Origin of the sequence: Lyngbya aestuarii BL J, from assembly GCF_000478195.2 — a bacterium.
In the GTDB taxonomy this organism is placed as follows: domain Bacteria; phylum Cyanobacteriota; class Cyanobacteriia; order Cyanobacteriales; family Microcoleaceae; genus Capilliphycus; species Capilliphycus aestuarii.
In genome coordinates, this window is record NZ_AUZM01000114.1 from 1 (window position 1) to 13,720 (window position 13,720).

13 protein-coding genes and 2 pseudogenes are annotated in these 13,720 nt (G+C 41.3%); 6 read left to right on the forward strand and 9 right to left on the reverse strand.

Features of this window, described 5'->3' with window-relative positions:
- From M595_RS25805 to M595_RS25820, 4 genes and pseudogenes are all read left to right on the forward strand, one after another.
- Positions 1–334, forward strand: a pseudogene (locus tag M595_RS25805) (photosystem II D2 protein (photosystem q(a) protein)); the annotation flags it as partial.
- Positions 318–1,697 carry a photosystem II reaction center protein CP43 gene (gene psbC / locus M595_RS25810; RefSeq protein ID WP_040484692.1) on the forward strand — a complete coding sequence of 460 codons (1,380 nt, stop codon included), beginning with the start codon at positions 318–320 and terminating at the stop codon, positions 1,695–1,697. The pseudogene M595_RS25805 and the gene psbC, both read left to right, overlap by 17 nt.
- 244 nt (positions 1,698–1,941) lie before the next feature.
- Positions 1,942–3,273, forward strand: coding sequence for an AAA family ATPase (locus M595_RS25815; protein WP_023069525.1), 1,332 nt, complete (start codon positions 1,942–1,944; stop codon positions 3,271–3,273).
- Positions 3,270–3,950 (forward strand): Rho termination factor N-terminal domain-containing protein, encoded by a 681-nt coding sequence (locus tag M595_RS25820; protein WP_023069533.1) that lies wholly within the window; start codon positions 3,270–3,272, stop codon positions 3,948–3,950. Before M595_RS25815 ends, M595_RS25820 begins: the two co-directional genes overlap by 4 nt.
- Before the next feature lie 138 nt (positions 3,951–4,088).
- Here the strand turns inward: M595_RS25820 and M595_RS25825 are convergent, their stop codons facing one another.
- Positions 4,089–4,328 carry a NifU family protein gene (locus tag M595_RS25825; RefSeq protein ID WP_023069523.1) on the reverse strand — a complete coding sequence of 80 codons (240 nt, stop codon included), beginning with the start codon at positions 4,326–4,328 and terminating at the stop codon, positions 4,089–4,091.
- A 90-nt stretch (positions 4,329–4,418) separates the two neighbouring features.
- On the reverse strand, positions 4,419–5,072 hold the full coding sequence (locus M595_RS25830) for a DUF3386 domain-containing protein (RefSeq protein ID WP_023069527.1): 654 nt from the start codon (positions 5,070–5,072) through the stop codon (positions 4,419–4,421).
- 238 nt (positions 5,073–5,310) lie between these two features.
- Here M595_RS25830 and M595_RS25835 point away from each other — a divergent pair, with 238 nt between their 5' ends.
- Complete coding sequence (locus M595_RS25835; protein WP_023069530.1) at positions 5,311–6,498, forward strand: IscS subfamily cysteine desulfurase; 1,188 nt, start codon at positions 5,311–5,313, stop codon at positions 6,496–6,498.
- A gap of 303 nt (positions 6,499–6,801) precedes the next feature.
- Here the strand turns inward: M595_RS25835 and M595_RS25840 are convergent, their stop codons facing one another.
- The 3 genes and pseudogenes from M595_RS25840 to M595_RS32935 form a co-directional block, all read right to left on the reverse strand.
- A complete protein-coding gene (locus tag M595_RS25840; protein ID WP_040484693.1) occupies positions 6,802–7,275 on the reverse strand; it encodes a hypothetical protein in 474 nt (157 codons plus the stop codon).
- Positions 7,250–7,828, reverse strand: a complete 579-nt coding sequence (locus M595_RS32930) for a ferric reductase-like transmembrane domain-containing protein (RefSeq protein ID WP_338041674.1) — start codon at positions 7,826–7,828, stop codon at positions 7,250–7,252. The genes M595_RS25840 and M595_RS32930 overlap by 26 nt, the downstream gene beginning before the upstream one ends.
- Positions 7,817–8,467: pseudogene (locus M595_RS32935) on the reverse strand (sulfite exporter TauE/SafE family protein); the annotation flags it as partial. The pseudogene M595_RS32935 and the gene M595_RS32930, both read right to left, overlap by 12 nt.
- A 119-nt stretch (positions 8,468–8,586) precedes the next feature.
- Here M595_RS32935 and M595_RS31630 point away from each other — a divergent pair.
- Positions 8,587–8,724: a hypothetical protein gene (locus M595_RS31630; RefSeq protein WP_023069529.1), complete on the forward strand. Its 138-nt coding sequence runs from the start codon at positions 8,587–8,589 to the stop codon at positions 8,722–8,724.
- Positions 8,725–8,867: 143 nt separating this feature from the next.
- Here M595_RS31630 and M595_RS25850 read toward each other — a convergent pair whose 3' ends face one another.
- The 4 genes from M595_RS25850 to M595_RS25865 form a co-directional block, all read right to left on the reverse strand.
- Positions 8,868–9,593 carry a class I SAM-dependent methyltransferase gene (locus M595_RS25850; RefSeq protein ID WP_023069532.1) on the reverse strand — a complete coding sequence of 242 codons (726 nt, stop codon included), beginning with the start codon at positions 9,591–9,593 and terminating at the stop codon, positions 8,868–8,870.
- 2 nt (positions 9,594–9,595) lie between these two features.
- A complete protein-coding gene (locus M595_RS25855) occupies positions 9,596–10,489 on the reverse strand; it encodes a succinate--CoA ligase subunit alpha (RefSeq protein ID WP_023069535.1) in 894 nt (297 codons plus the stop codon).
- A gap of 215 nt (positions 10,490–10,704) precedes the next feature.
- Entirely contained in the window at positions 10,705–11,883 is a 1,179-nt protein-coding gene (locus tag M595_RS25860) for a succinate--CoA ligase subunit beta (protein WP_023069531.1), read from the reverse strand.
- A gap of 95 nt (positions 11,884–11,978) precedes the next feature.
- Positions 11,979–13,451, reverse strand: coding sequence for a glycosyltransferase family 2 protein (locus M595_RS25865; RefSeq protein ID WP_040484694.1), 1,473 nt, complete (start codon positions 13,449–13,451; stop codon positions 11,979–11,981).
- Positions 13,452–13,720: the final 269 nt, after the last annotated feature.

A 13,720-nucleotide genomic window follows, 5' to 3' on the forward strand; every position in this document is an offset into this window, starting at 1 on the left:
AACCTATTCCATGGTGACCGCAAACCGTTTCTGGTCACAAATCTTCGGGATTGCTTTTTCCAACAAGCGTTGGTTACACTTCTTCATGTTATTCGTCCCCGTGACTGGACTGTGGATGTGTTCTATCGGTGTTGTCGGATTAGCACTCAACCTGCGAGCCTATGACTTTGTGTCTCAGGAATTGCGGGCTGCTGAAGATCCCGAATTTGAAACATTCTATACCAAGAACATTTTGTTGAACGAAGGGATTCGCGCCTGGATGGCTCCCGTCGATCAACCTCACCAAAACTTTGTATTCCCTGAGGAGGTATTACCACGTGGTAACGCTCTCTAATTCTTATGTTGGAGGCCGCGACCTAGAATCTACTGGGTTCGCATGGTGGGCAGGTAACGCCCGTTTGATTAACTTATCTGGTAAGCTACTGGGCGCTCACGTCGCTCACGCTGGCTTAATCGTCTTCTGGGCTGGTGCGATGACTCTATTTGAAGTCGCTCACTTTGTTCCAGAAAAGCCGATGTACGAACAAGGCTTGATTTTGATTCCCCATGTCGCCACCCTCGGTTGGGGTGTTGGCCCTGGTGGTGAAGTTATCGATATTTTTCCTTTCTTCGTTGTTGGTGTTCTGCACTTAATTTCCTCTGCGGTTCTCGGCTTAGGTGGGATTTATCACGCCGTTCGTGGCCCAGAAACCTTAGAAGAATATTCTTCTTTCTTTGGTTACGACTGGAAAGACAAGAACCAAATGACCAACATCATCGGCTACCACTTAATCCTGTTGGGTGGTGGTGCGCTGTTGCTGGTGTTTAAAGCCATGTTCTTTGGCGGTGTCTACGATAGTTGGGCGCCCGGTGGTGGAGATGTCCGAGTCATCAATAACCCCACATTGAACCCGGCTGTGATCTTCGGTTATCTGACCAAAGCTCCTTTTGGGGGTGAAGGTTGGATTATCGGTGTTGACAACATGGAAGACATCATCGGTGGTCACATTTGGATTGGTTTGATTTGTATTGCTGGAGGTATCTGGCACATTCTCACCAAGCCCTTTGGTTGGGCGCGTCGTGCGTTCATCTGGTCTGGAGAAGCTTATCTGTCCTACAGCTTAGGCGCTCTGTCTCTGATGGGCTTTATCGCTGCGGCTTTTGTCTGGTTTAACAATACCGCTTATCCGAGTGAGTTCTACGGCCCTACAAACGCCGAAGCATCTCAAGCTCAATCTTTTGTGTTCTTAGTTCGTGACCAAAAACTCGGTGCGAACATCGGTTCTGCTCAAGGCCCCACTGGTTTGGGTAAATACCTGATGCGCTCTCCCACTGGTGAAATCATCTTCGGTGGTGAGACTATGCGTTTCTGGGATTTCCGTGGCCCTTGGTTAGAGCCTCTACGTGGGCCTAACGGTCTTGACCTCAACAAGCTCAAGAACGACATCCAGCCTTGGCAAATTCGCCGTGCTTCTGAATACATGACTCATGCTCCCAACGGTTCTATTAACTCCGTGGGCGGTATCATCACAGAAGCTCAAGGCTTTAACTACGTTAACCCCCGTGCGTGGTTGGCTGGTTTCCACTTCATCGTCGGTTTCTTCTTCCTGATTGGACACCTGTGGCACGCTGGCCGCGCTCGCGCTGCTGCTGCTGGTTTCGAGAAAGGAATTGAACGTGAAACTGAACCTGTATTGGCTATGCCCGACCTCGACTAATTCTTCTGGAATTGTTGAGTTAATCGCTTAGTTAAAAGTTAAAATAAACGCCCCGCCTTCACAGGTGGGGTTGTTTTTTTGGTTTAATGATCTTTAACTGATAGTGCTATTCTGATAGGGATAAGTTTCGTACCAAATTTAATTGAATTATGGCTCTTTTAGAAAAAGTCCAAAGTTCTTTTCTAGCAAGGGTTTCAATAATTTTCAAAAAGTGTCGTAAGATGAGTATGGAGATTAACTCAAAGTGAGCGATCAAGATCTTAAGCAAGCCTTACTTCATCTTCCTGAAAATGCCTCTGAAGCAATAGTTAACAGTGTTTTTATCTCTAAGCTATTACTTGCACTTGGTTTTCAACAGGCAGATCAAATTCCTGAGTTTCCTACAGGACAAGGATCGCAAGCAGTCGACTATGCTGCACGAAAAAGAATTGAAGATGATACATTTATTCAAACTCAAACTAACCCCTATTTACTGATTGAAGTCAAAGGGAGAGATATCAATCTATGTGAAGGTTCTCCGCAATATGGAAGAACAGTTAAGCAACTTAAAAATTATTGTCTTGCTCCGAACTGTAAAACCGTTAACTGGGGAATAATCACCAATTCACAACATATTCAACTATTTAGAAAACACGGTAAAGTTGTCTACCCAGCTACTCTCTGTTTAAAACTGACTCCAGACAATGTGACCGAGATACTTTTAAAAATTCGTCAAAAAATTGAAGCACCTACAAAAGCTTTAACTGTTGCTATCTATAACAATAAGGGAGGTGTGGGAAAAACAACAACAACCGCCAATTTAGCTGCCGTTTTAACCCTGTATGGTAAAAAAGTTCTTGTGATTGATTTTGATCCAAATCAGCAAGATTTAACCCATTCTCTTGGTGTTGAAGTAGGTGAACAAGGTTTCTACGCTTGTATGGAAAATAAACGAGCAAATATTGATGATCAGGTCATTCAGCATCACAGGGTGAGTTTAAAAAATAAGAGATTTGTAATTGATATTATTCCATCAGATCAAACATTTGCTGATAAAAGTGAAAATGAGTTGCGACAAGAACTTAAAATATTCAGGCTTCGCCAAATTTTAGAGCCTCTCAAGTCTAGATATGACTATATTTTGATTGATAGTTCTCCCAACTGGCGTTTTGTCAGTACAAGTGCGATTTATGCGGCAGATGTTGTGTTAATTCCTACCAAACACAACAATATCTTTTCATTAAAAAATGCAGCGATAGCCATTCAGAAATATATTCCGGAGGTTCAGGAATACAGAAAAGATGGGGGGCCAATTGCACTGCCAATATTCTTTAATGGAGAGAAGATTACAGAGTCTCAGCGAACAACTGTTCAGAACGCCATAGACCGTATTATTGAACAAGTCCGGCGAGAGTTTAACTTAATTCCTTACTTTTATCCTCGTTATACTAAAGCTCAAAAAAATCGTTACGTTTTTGATTTGCCAAGTTACGCACACATCTCTAATGCAGCGTTTGATCAAATCCCTGCGGCTTATAAAAGTAAAACAGCGCGTGACTATTATTTAGCTTTAGCTAAGGAGTATTTTTTACAATGAGTAACTTAAGTGATATTGGCAACTTAATGTATCTCTATCTCGATGAGATTGATCCCGGAAATGGAACTGATGCGCCGAAATTTTTAATTACAGCAGCAGCAAAAGCTTTAAATCAATATGGCGATCGCAATTGGGTTCCTGTAATTGTTAAAGAAATCGGTGAAGATCGATATCAAGTGATTGGCAATACATTTATCTATGCTGTTGCCGAAGAAGCGGGGTTAGAAAAGATTTGGTGCATTATCGCAGATGAGCGAGAGGAAACAGAAAAGCTAACTCAGGTATTATCCGGTGAAGTAACACCCAAAATTAATCTCTCTCAAGCAACAAGAGATGAAATTAAAGATGCCTTGCAGTATTTAATTGAAAAGCCAGGAAGCCTTCTAAAAGGGGTTAACCTGCTCACAGCAACCAACCGAATTGATGCAGCACCCCGTCAATACTGGAAGACTTTAGATCCGATTACAAAACTCAAGTGTGGAATTACAAAAGGCAAGTTAAAAGCATTAGAGGAAGTCTTTGATCTGATTCCTCAACCGATGCCAGATGTAATCAAAGATCCGGCTATCCTCAAGAGTTTAACGACTACAGAATTGAAAGCACTCGCGAAGCAACGTCAACTGACAGGTTACAGTAAGAAGAAAAAACAGGAATTGGTTGAATTACTCAGCACTTAAAGCATTAGTTTTCTCAATATTTCCGAATTAGCAAGGGATTAGAGTAGAGAAAGTCTCAAGGAGATTTAGCAGCGATCGCCTTTTTAACTTTCCTTTTCTCTAATCCCTAATTCGAGATAATTGAACGGTAAAATTCAACTATGCAACCGCTACAACTTCTGCAATTTCGGGGATTTTTTCCCGTAAACGACGCTCAATTCCCATTTTTAACGTCATTGTTGAACTCGGGCAAGACCCACAAGCCCCTTGCAAGCGCAACCGTACAATCGGGCCATCAAGTTCAACGATCTCAACATTACCGCCATCCGCCATTAAATAGGGGCGGAGTTCGTCCAAAACGGTTTCAACGTTGTCTGGTGTTAAGGCTAGAGTGGACATGGCTCACCTCTTGTTGTTTATTCTTCAAAACGATCAGTCTGAACTTATCTTAATCCTAACGTCACGAAAGAAACATTAAGAGTTCAAATTTTAGCTCACTGTTGCAGGTTCTAACAGTTTGATATTGGAATAGTTGAACTCAGTTGTCGTGAGTGTTCCCTTTTCCTTAGAATGAACGACTTGGTGAGTCATCACATAATAATTGCCAATTTTCTCAAACTTATCCTCAAATTCCAATTCTCGCATAATATCGTTGGTTTGGGGATTGCGGAAAACCGCATCATAGTGACTCGCTGCAAAACCTTCTCCTGTATCGAGGCTTTCGTGGGTATTGATGACAAACGCCATCCGACCCATAACCCGACTCACCAAACAAATTTGATCATCTCGGACTTTGTAGTTGGAACCCATCGAATCCCCTTCGACGAGAATTTCTACAGCGCCCGTCTCATCTTTTTCGCCAAAACTAAAGCTATTTTTACCGTGAGAGTTCTCAAAAGAGTTGCGTTTGCGGTGGGTGACAATATCTCGGAGTTGCGTGTAAACGCTTTGTTTTACCTCCTCATCTTCAATCCCCATGACTTCTACACTCATGTCAGGATTGATGCGAATCTGACCATTATAGATCTCCGAACCCTGTTTGAGTTCGATGTCAGCACTATAACCGGGGAAGTTCGAGTCCCAGGTGTAGCGGTGTTCGTAAGCAGATCGAAAAACGTCACGAGCGTTTGTTGATTCGGTCATGGAAGTATGGTCGTCCAAAACTAACGTCTATCTATTATATAATAGTCATTGAGTTTTATCAGAATGAGAAATTATTCTCTCTCCAACTAAATTAAATCTTTAACTTTTAAAATTTGTAGAAAAGACTATCTGACTTTGCGATCGTTCACAATAAACCGTTTAATTCGGCAATCATCCTGATTCTTTCTGTCTAAAAAGCTAAACTTGAAAACCGATTGTTTTAAACCCACTGATTCTTATGTCAAACCGTCCAATTTATCTCGATAACAACGCCACAACACCGATGGATGAACGGGTGTTAGCTGAAATGATTCCTTACTTTACCGAACACTTTGGAAATCCAGCCAGTATTAATCATGTTTACGGGTGGGAAGCCGAAGCCGCAGTTAAAAAAGCAAGAGAAACTTTAGCCAATGCTATTAACGCCATACCCGAAGAAATTATCTTGACAAGCGGCGCCACAGAATCCGACAATTTAGCCCTAAAAGGCGTTGCTGAAGCCTATTTTAACAAAGGCCGTCATTTAATTAGCGTTGTGAGTGAACATAACGCCGTTCTCGACCCATTACACTATTTAGAAAATTTGGGATTTGAGTTAACTTTACTTCCGGTTCAATCTGATGGTTTAATTGATTTAAACGTGCTAGAAAATGCTATTCGTCCCGATACAATTTTAGTTTCTATAATGGCAGCTAATAACGAAATCGGAGTGTTACAACCGCTCGCAGAAATTGGAGAACTTTGTCGCGATCGCAATATTTTCTTCCACACCGACGCCGCCCAAGCCTTGGGAAAAATCCCCCTGGATGTAGAAGAAATGAACATTGATTTAATGTCATTAACCGCCCATAAAATTTACGGGCCAAAAGGGATTGGGGCTTTATATGTTCGTCGTCGCAACCCCAGAGTCAAACTCGCCCCTCAACTTCACGGAGGCGGACATGAACGAGGAATGCGATCAGGAACATTATACACTCCTCAAATTGTTGGATTTGGTGAAGCGGTTAAATTGGCTTTAAAAGAGATGAAAACAGAAACCGAACGTTTAACGAAATTGCGACAACAACTCTGGGAAAAATTAACAACTTTGGGTGATATTTATCTCAACGGACATCCCACTCAACGTCTGGCGGGAAATTTGAATATTAGCGTTGCTGGAGTCGATGGTCAAGCATTACTTTTAGGACTACAACCTGTGATGGCGGTTTCTTCGGGTTCGGCTTGTACTTCCACTAAAATTGAACCTTCTCATGTGTTAGCCGCTTTAGGACGTTCCGATGGGTTGGCTTATGCTTCTATTCGGTTTGGAATCGGTCGATTTAATACATCTGACGAAATCGATCAAGTCGCCGAACACACGATTTCAACAATTCAATCTTTACGCAAAGTTCAACAGTCTAAGTCATTCGCTTCCAACCTTGCTTAGTTTTTGCTGAGATTAACAAGATTAGCAAACCAAAAATGAAAAATCCTTTTTCTAACATTCGACTCAGTTTAAATATTTATTGGGATAGATTCCTCTATCTATTGATATTTTTACAAAGTAATTAGTTCCAGTTGAGGATAAAAGCCCGGTTGTAATGAGAGATAAACCGGGCTATAAGGATAAGTATCAAGGAAAAAAGTGAAAGGTTTTAATAAATTTTACCTCACCAACAAATATTATTAGGGAATAGAATCAAATAATGTCCTTGAACTCAATAAAAAAACAGCCAGTCTTTTAAAAGAATTATCGAACGGTGACTGAATAACTAAACTTAAACGGTTTAAAATTAGTCTCAGTTTTAGGGGTTCCACTCAACTCTAATTCATAACTTCCCGCTTTGGGAAACACCACATCTGTTCCGGGAATTCCTTGATATTTTTCAGCAGAAATCGCTTTTAATGTTGGAGTCATCATTGGTTGATCTTCGGCTTGACGGGGTTGACGATAAACCGCTAATTTACAGTTACACTGTTCGAGGGGAATAATCGCCCCTCCTCTGCGAGTTAATGCAAACCAAATTTGGGCGGTTTCTCCTGCTTTTGGATTGTGATTAGGTTCGAGGTGAAAAGTCGCCGCTACATCTCCAGAAACTTCAACTTCATGGGCGAGAGTCGGAATAGTTAAACGATGACTAAAATTAACCAGAATCGGAATACTCATCAACCCTAGTATAACAAATTTTCTAAACCGTTTACTGTGACTTACTCGGTGAAACATAGAACTTTTCCAGAGAAAATAAACACCAAATTGAACGCATTCTCACCAATAACACAAAAAGGCTGATTGTTGCTAAAATTCCTACCCGAATTTGATGGCTAACAGTCCACTCAAATCCGCCAAAATAACTCGACCCACTTAAGAGGATATGAACCACACCCAAAATAAAAGCAGGAACCGCTAATAAATGAATTTTCCGCCAGTATTGTCCTAAATGACGTTGAATTTTATCAAAACTCGTTAACGCCGCAGGAGTCATCAATAATAAAGCAATTGTTCCCAGTCCAATTCCCCATTGATGTTGGGGAACCATAAACCAAAATGCTTCAATATTCCAATTAAAAGTATGATCAATCATTTGACCCATATGAACTAATGCTAAGATAAAAGCAGCCACCCCTAAAAAACGTCGATACTGTAAAAGTTGCGGGAAAAACCGACTCATTGGACGGGCAATTAAAGCTAACATTAAAAAAATTAATGCTCCATGACCGGTATAATCAACATGATTTCCAGTTCGTAATAATGTTAAAATTCCAATGGTTAAAGTAATCCATCCCCCTAAGCGAAATAATTGACTGCGACGGTCTGAACTGAATTTACTGGTTAATAAACCGACCCCTAACATTGTGGGTAATGTTCCCAGTCCAAAAGCCAACATTGTCACCATTCCCATCTTTAAACTTCCCGTTTCTGCGGCTTAGATTTGGGCTGTATAGAGAAAACCACAAGGAATTAAACCCCAAACTAAACCTAAAAATAAAGGAGTCAAGGGATTTTTTTGCATGGATAAATTGACCATTGCACCGCTAAAACGGTTATGCCAAACTTTAGGGGAAAGTGGGTGTAATATTGGTAATTTAGGGATCAAATCGGGTCGGATTTGTGCCAATCCTAACCCAATTAACATTAATCCTGTTAAAATTGCCATTCCCCGTCGAATAACACTTCCTAATCCTGCCATTTGTCCACTGGCAACTAAGACCGAACCTAATCCGCCAATGGCGGCACCAACTAAGGCATAGCTGATAATTCGTCCAATATTTAATAATAAATGAAACTGCCAAGCGGGTTCTTTTGAATCATCTGTATTTGAGAGAGAAAATGCTACTGTTAGAGGGCCGCACATTCCCACACAATGACCAAAACTTCCTAAAAATCCTAACGTACTAATTAATACGAGATCTAGCATTATTTGATTTGAGTTGCACAATCGTTTTCTATTTTAAAGGTCTACGCTACAAATGTTAAACGGGGAAATTTGGAATTAATCAAGCTGATTCTCTTCTAGTTGGGGTTTCTGATGTAGCCGTGAAGCGTCAATCTCAAACTTCAGAAGGTTTAGAATCAAAAAAACGACAATCAAGCGTTGTTGTTGCTGAATCTAAAACAAAAGGAATTACTGTTACTGTTCCCCGACCCAAAAGCGTTAGACAGGCTTATTTATAAGTTCGATAAATAACCACTCATTATTCAGAATTTATTTTTAATTCTAAGTATTCTTCTTGGGTGTAATTTTTTTGTTCTATAAATTTCATTGTTTTAGGATTTAATTTAATTTTTAACTGGAAATCAATTGAAATTGATAACTTTTAAAAACGAACTTTGTAAACTTTAAATAACTCTCCTTCCTTCTGTTTAACAATCTTTTCACTATTAGATTTAATCATCTTTTCCCAATTTTCTAGTGGTTCTAAAAAGACTTCTGTTCCTAAATAAGTTTCTAAAATTGCCCAATCTTCTGCTAATGGTGCATCAGGATTGAGAACATCAAAAATAAACTCTCCAGTGGGCTTCAAGACTCGTTTAACTTCAGCCATAACCTCCGTCCAATATTCAAGGGGAAAATAACAACTCAACCCCGTTGCGATCGCTAAATCAAACTGATCTGCATCATACTCTAAATGATGAGCCGCCCCCAATTTTACCCCTTTAAACAGTTTAGAATTCAACTGTGGTCCCCGAGCATTCAAAGCATCTATTGCCACATTGCTAATATCTTGACCATAAAATAAAGCATTCCACTCTCGCCAAGGATAAATCAAAAAACTGACTCCACAACCAATATCTAAACACTGTTGATTTTTCTGGATTTTAGTCAGTTCCCAAAAGGGCGAAGTGATTTTAGCTTGTAGAGTTCCCGCCATGCGATCGCGAAAAATCGGCAAGTTTTCCACTTCTTCGGGAAGTTCAAAAGCCTCCCCTTGATATTCCCGATTAAAGCGATAAGCAACCGCATTCATAAGAGAATGCCATTGATCAGAAAGATAAGCAGAAGAACTCGAAGATTGTGAAGATCGATCAGACTTTTTAGACATCGTTATTTTTTCAAAGCTTTTTTAATTAAACCTGGAATTTGAGACGGACGGTCAGCCAAGGGAATTTTAGCTTTTTTAAACGCTTCTATTTTGCTTTCTATTGTAGGCGGACAAATAGTTTGGGCGAGTAGTTTAGATGTCGCTAGCGTACAGGAATGACCTAGCAGTTTAGTTGGGGGTGCATACAGTCCAGCAATATAAGCAATCACAGGTTTATCAATCGTTTCAGCAATATAAGAAGCCGCTTCTTCTTCACCACTGCCGCTGACTTCTCCGACCAAAACAATCGCCTCAGTTTGATCATCTTCATCCAAAATTTGTAGCCACTGAATAAAAGAAGAACCAATAATCAAATCACTCCCAATACTTACACTCAGAGACTGTCCAAGTTTAGCTTGAGTGAGTTGAGAAGCAATTTCATAACTGAGTCTGCTACCCCGACTAATTAACCCAATAGAACCCGGACTATAAAACTCACCAGGATGAAGCCCCAATAAAAGCTGATTGGGAACAATAATCCCAGCACAACTCGGCCCAAGGAGAAGCGTTTCCGAGATTTCGGCTTTACGAATCAAACCGACCATATCCAAAGGCGGCATCCCCTCGGTGAGAATAACCAGTTGTTTGACTCCAGCTTCAATCGCTTCTAAAGCAGCATCTAGCGCTTGATAGGGATTCACCCAAATCACACTGGTATCAATCGAGCCTACTTTAATCTGTGCTTGTTCAACCAAATCAAAAATCGGAACTTCTTGCAAATGAGTACCGCCTTGACCGGGAGTTATACAAGCGACAATATTAGTCCCATAAGCCTTCATATTGAGAACCGCATGAATCAAAGCTTGAGATGCTGCATTCCCCTGAATTAAAACTTTACTCTCTGACGTTAAATCCATAGTTATTGACTCTAGTTGTAAACCCTAGACTGATGCAGCAACGACAAATAAACTGTAACTGAGTTCGCAATTGACTCAGATCGGACAGTATCTAACTGTATGAGATACGAGATTTTTCTATTTTAGTCGGCGTGCGATTTTCAAAGTTTGTCCCGGACTTCTACCCACCGGATTAATCGAGAACCCAAACGACAGAGGAGAAGATCCGCTTTCCATTACTTCGCTAAAGAAACAGCAAGCTTCACCGCCTCATCCAAACTCTCAGCAACTTGAACAGGTAGTTGTGCCAACTGATCGAGAATTTCACGAGGCGGATTAACCGCTAATCTCAGAACAAACTGAGGTAGATAGCCAATATTCGCCTTTTTCTGGAGATAATTGGCTATTTCTAAAATCGTTTTTTGAGAAGATACAACGTGACTGAGAAGATTGACCACAACAACTTTCACCTGATCAGACTGACTGACCAATTCTAAACCTTGATAGAGATGATCACCCCAAGCCTCGGTCAATTCTGTATAATCTTCTGCCTCCAAATCAAGGTAATTTGCAGGTTTTCCCTTTGCTTGAATAATCAAATCAACAGTCGTCAGTGTCATATCCGCACCATTTGATAAAATGCCGATATTACCTTCAAGTTCCACCATTTTTAGTCGGGGAAGCAGAACCCGATCAAACGGACAAGGAAAAGGAAAAGAATAGACATCTGTTAACGAGGCTTTCGCGGGATTATGATGATTTTGAATTAAAGCTGCTAAATCTCGATGACGTCCGAGAGCATTATCATTGACAATCACTTTGCCATCAAGAGCCATCACCTCGCCACTAGAGTTAATACCCAATGGATTAATCTCGATCAGATCTAAATCCTTTTCCACAAACAACCAATACATTTTTTCGATGATGGCACTCACCGCTAAAATCAGATCTTGATGCAGTCCCATTTTGACACTGAGGCGACGAGCATAAAACGAGGAAAACTCTTGATCGACAATAACTTGCTGAACCTCTGAGATCGCTTCTTCGACAGCAACTCCACCTTGAATCGATCCTAACATCATCGGACGGCGACTACTCGGATCTAACGTCACTGCCAAATAAAACTCTTGATCCGCGTTATATTTAGCCTCAGCTAATAGCACTTTCGGATATTCATCCCGAATGGGCAGATTAAAAATCGCTTGAGCCGCCGCGACTGCATCAATAGTATTTTCCACAAATCGTATGCCTCCAGCCTTACCCCTTCCCCCTGAACGCACTTGAGACTTGAGAACCACCGGATAGGGAATTCTCAATCCCTTGACATCTTGAGCGCGATCAATCCGCTGTGAGGGTAACACCGGGATGTCTTTCTCCCGAAATAAGGTTTTGGCTTGGTACTCTAGTAAATCCATTGCTAATTTCTCCCTGATATCGCTAATTGAGTTGGGACTGCAATTGTAACAACACAATCCATCTCAGAGTGTATAGAACGGGATCATTGCAGAATTTACATTCCTTGATGAACCGTTTTCACCCACTTTAGACGCTTCGGGCGGACTGAAACGCGGATGGCGGTACTGCTAATCACAATAAACCAGTGAAGCATATAAAACGTACCCCGCAAGCTTTGTAATCCAGCCTGTAAGACGGTCATTATTGATTGAGAAACGCTGCGAGTCTGGGATGCTTTTTGAGGGGTCTGGGTGCGACGTAACCCAATAAACATTCCCACAAACGACAGCGTTAAAGCCAGCAATGATAAAGGACTGGTAATCGGTAAACGACGCAAAGCTAACGACATTAAACAATCAGGGACAGCAGCAGTCGGGACTAAGTATTGAATGATTAAAAACCCGAATAAATCAAAGGTTTTACGAGAGCCAAGACGATTACGGAGTAAAGGTTTCCAATAATCGAGATAGCGTTGATATCCGCCTTCAGCCCAACGGTTGCGTTGATGCCACAAGGAGATAGATTTTGTGACTCCTTCTTCGTAGACGGGGGGAAAGGCTAAAAATTCAATATCCCAATCATTGAGATGGAGTCGAATGGTGAGATCGAGATCATCGGTGATGGTTTCTTCGTTCCAACCGCCACAAGCTTCAATCGCGTCACGACGAACAAACTGACCATTTCCTCGGAGTTCTCCTATCCCTCCTAAGGCAATGCGCTGTTCTTGGAAAAATGAATCCAGTGCCATTTCTGCGGCTTGGCTTTGAGTCCAAAAATTGAGAGGGGCGTTAGAAATCGCTTTTCGGACTTGGACTGCACCAATTTGATCGCTGTCAAACAGAGGAACGACTTGCTGCAATAAATTGGGGGACACTTGAGCATCGGCATCAAATACCCCAATAAATTCACCTTGAGTTAAGGGTAAAACTTGATTGAGCGCCCCCGATTTTCCACCGACTCCATTTTGACGATGTAAAACATTGAGTTGCTCAAACTTTTCCGCCAGTTGATCTAATAAAAGGGGTGTGTTATCAGTGCTGTGATCGTCAATGATCCAAACTTCATAGGAGTCAGATGGATAATCGAGGTTGCACAAGTTTTCGACTAAATTGTGAATCACAGATTCTTCATTTTTGGCAGCCACGAGCAAAGAGACAAAGGGCCAATAGTCGCGATCACCTGTTGCCGTCTGATCAGACGATGGGTGACGATATCGGGTGAACAGGATACGCAACGAATGAATCGAAATTAACCCTGTTAAGCCGAAAATGAACCACGAACCCCAAGAAACGAGATGTAGGGTGATTGTTCCTCCCCAAATCATACTGAGGACTACAGCCGCTTTTCGGCGGCGTCCTTGATAAATTGAGGGTGAATTGGTCATCGGTTCGACTTGATGTTGAAAAGGGGAGTGAGGATCAATCGGATCGGTTTCTACCGTTTGATTTTCGGGGCTTGAGTCCCGGTGATGATGATAATCTGGGTTAGGGTTAGATGAATTTTTTCGTGTAGATGTCAATCGTCTCATATCTGATTTAACTGATGACTTGATCATTTTTTTGGCCAAGACTTCTTGGGCCTGGGATAATCTAATTTAACTCTTAATACTTACCTAAAATCATATTGGAAGCTGGCAAAACAACAACATTGAGATTTTACACCGTTGTTTTCTGGGGTACGGATCAAGGGTCAACTCAGGAAGGAAGAAAATTTTTGTCTCTAGAGTCATAACAGGGGGTTAAATGTCGGCTAAATTGGAAAGAATCGGTCTTTGCAGGAAATCTGAGAATGTCAAAC

Bases quoted from the DNA above. Each gene is read 5' to 3' on its own strand.
- M595_RS25840 (WP_040484693.1), bottom strand. From the start codon at position 7,275: ATGTTTCACCGAGTAAGTCACAGTAAACGGTTTAGAAAATTTGTTATA.
- M595_RS25830 (WP_023069527.1), bottom strand. From the start codon at position 5,072: ATGACCGAATCAACAAACGCTCGTGACGTTTTTCGATCTGCTTACGAA.
- M595_RS25825 (WP_023069523.1), bottom strand. From the start codon at position 4,328: ATGTCCACTCTAGCCTTAACACCAGACAACGTTGAAACCGTTTTGGAC.
- M595_RS25855 (WP_023069535.1), bottom strand. From the start codon at position 10,489: ATGGATTTAACGTCAGAGAGTAAAGTTTTAATTCAGGGGAATGCAGCA.
- M595_RS25820 (WP_023069533.1), top strand. From the start codon at position 3,270: ATGAGTAACTTAAGTGATATTGGCAACTTAATGTATCTCTATCTCGAT.
- M595_RS25865 (WP_040484694.1), bottom strand. From the start codon at position 13,451: ATGAGACGATTGACATCTACACGAAAAAATTCATCTAACCCTAACCCA.
- M595_RS25850 (WP_023069532.1), bottom strand. From the start codon at position 9,593: ATGTCTAAAAAGTCTGATCGATCTTCACAATCTTCGAGTTCTTCTGCT.
- M595_RS25860 (WP_023069531.1), bottom strand. From the start codon at position 11,883: ATGGATTTACTAGAGTACCAAGCCAAAACCTTATTTCGGGAGAAAGAC.
- M595_RS25835 (WP_023069530.1), top strand. From the start codon at position 5,311: ATGTCAAACCGTCCAATTTATCTCGATAACAACGCCACAACACCGATG.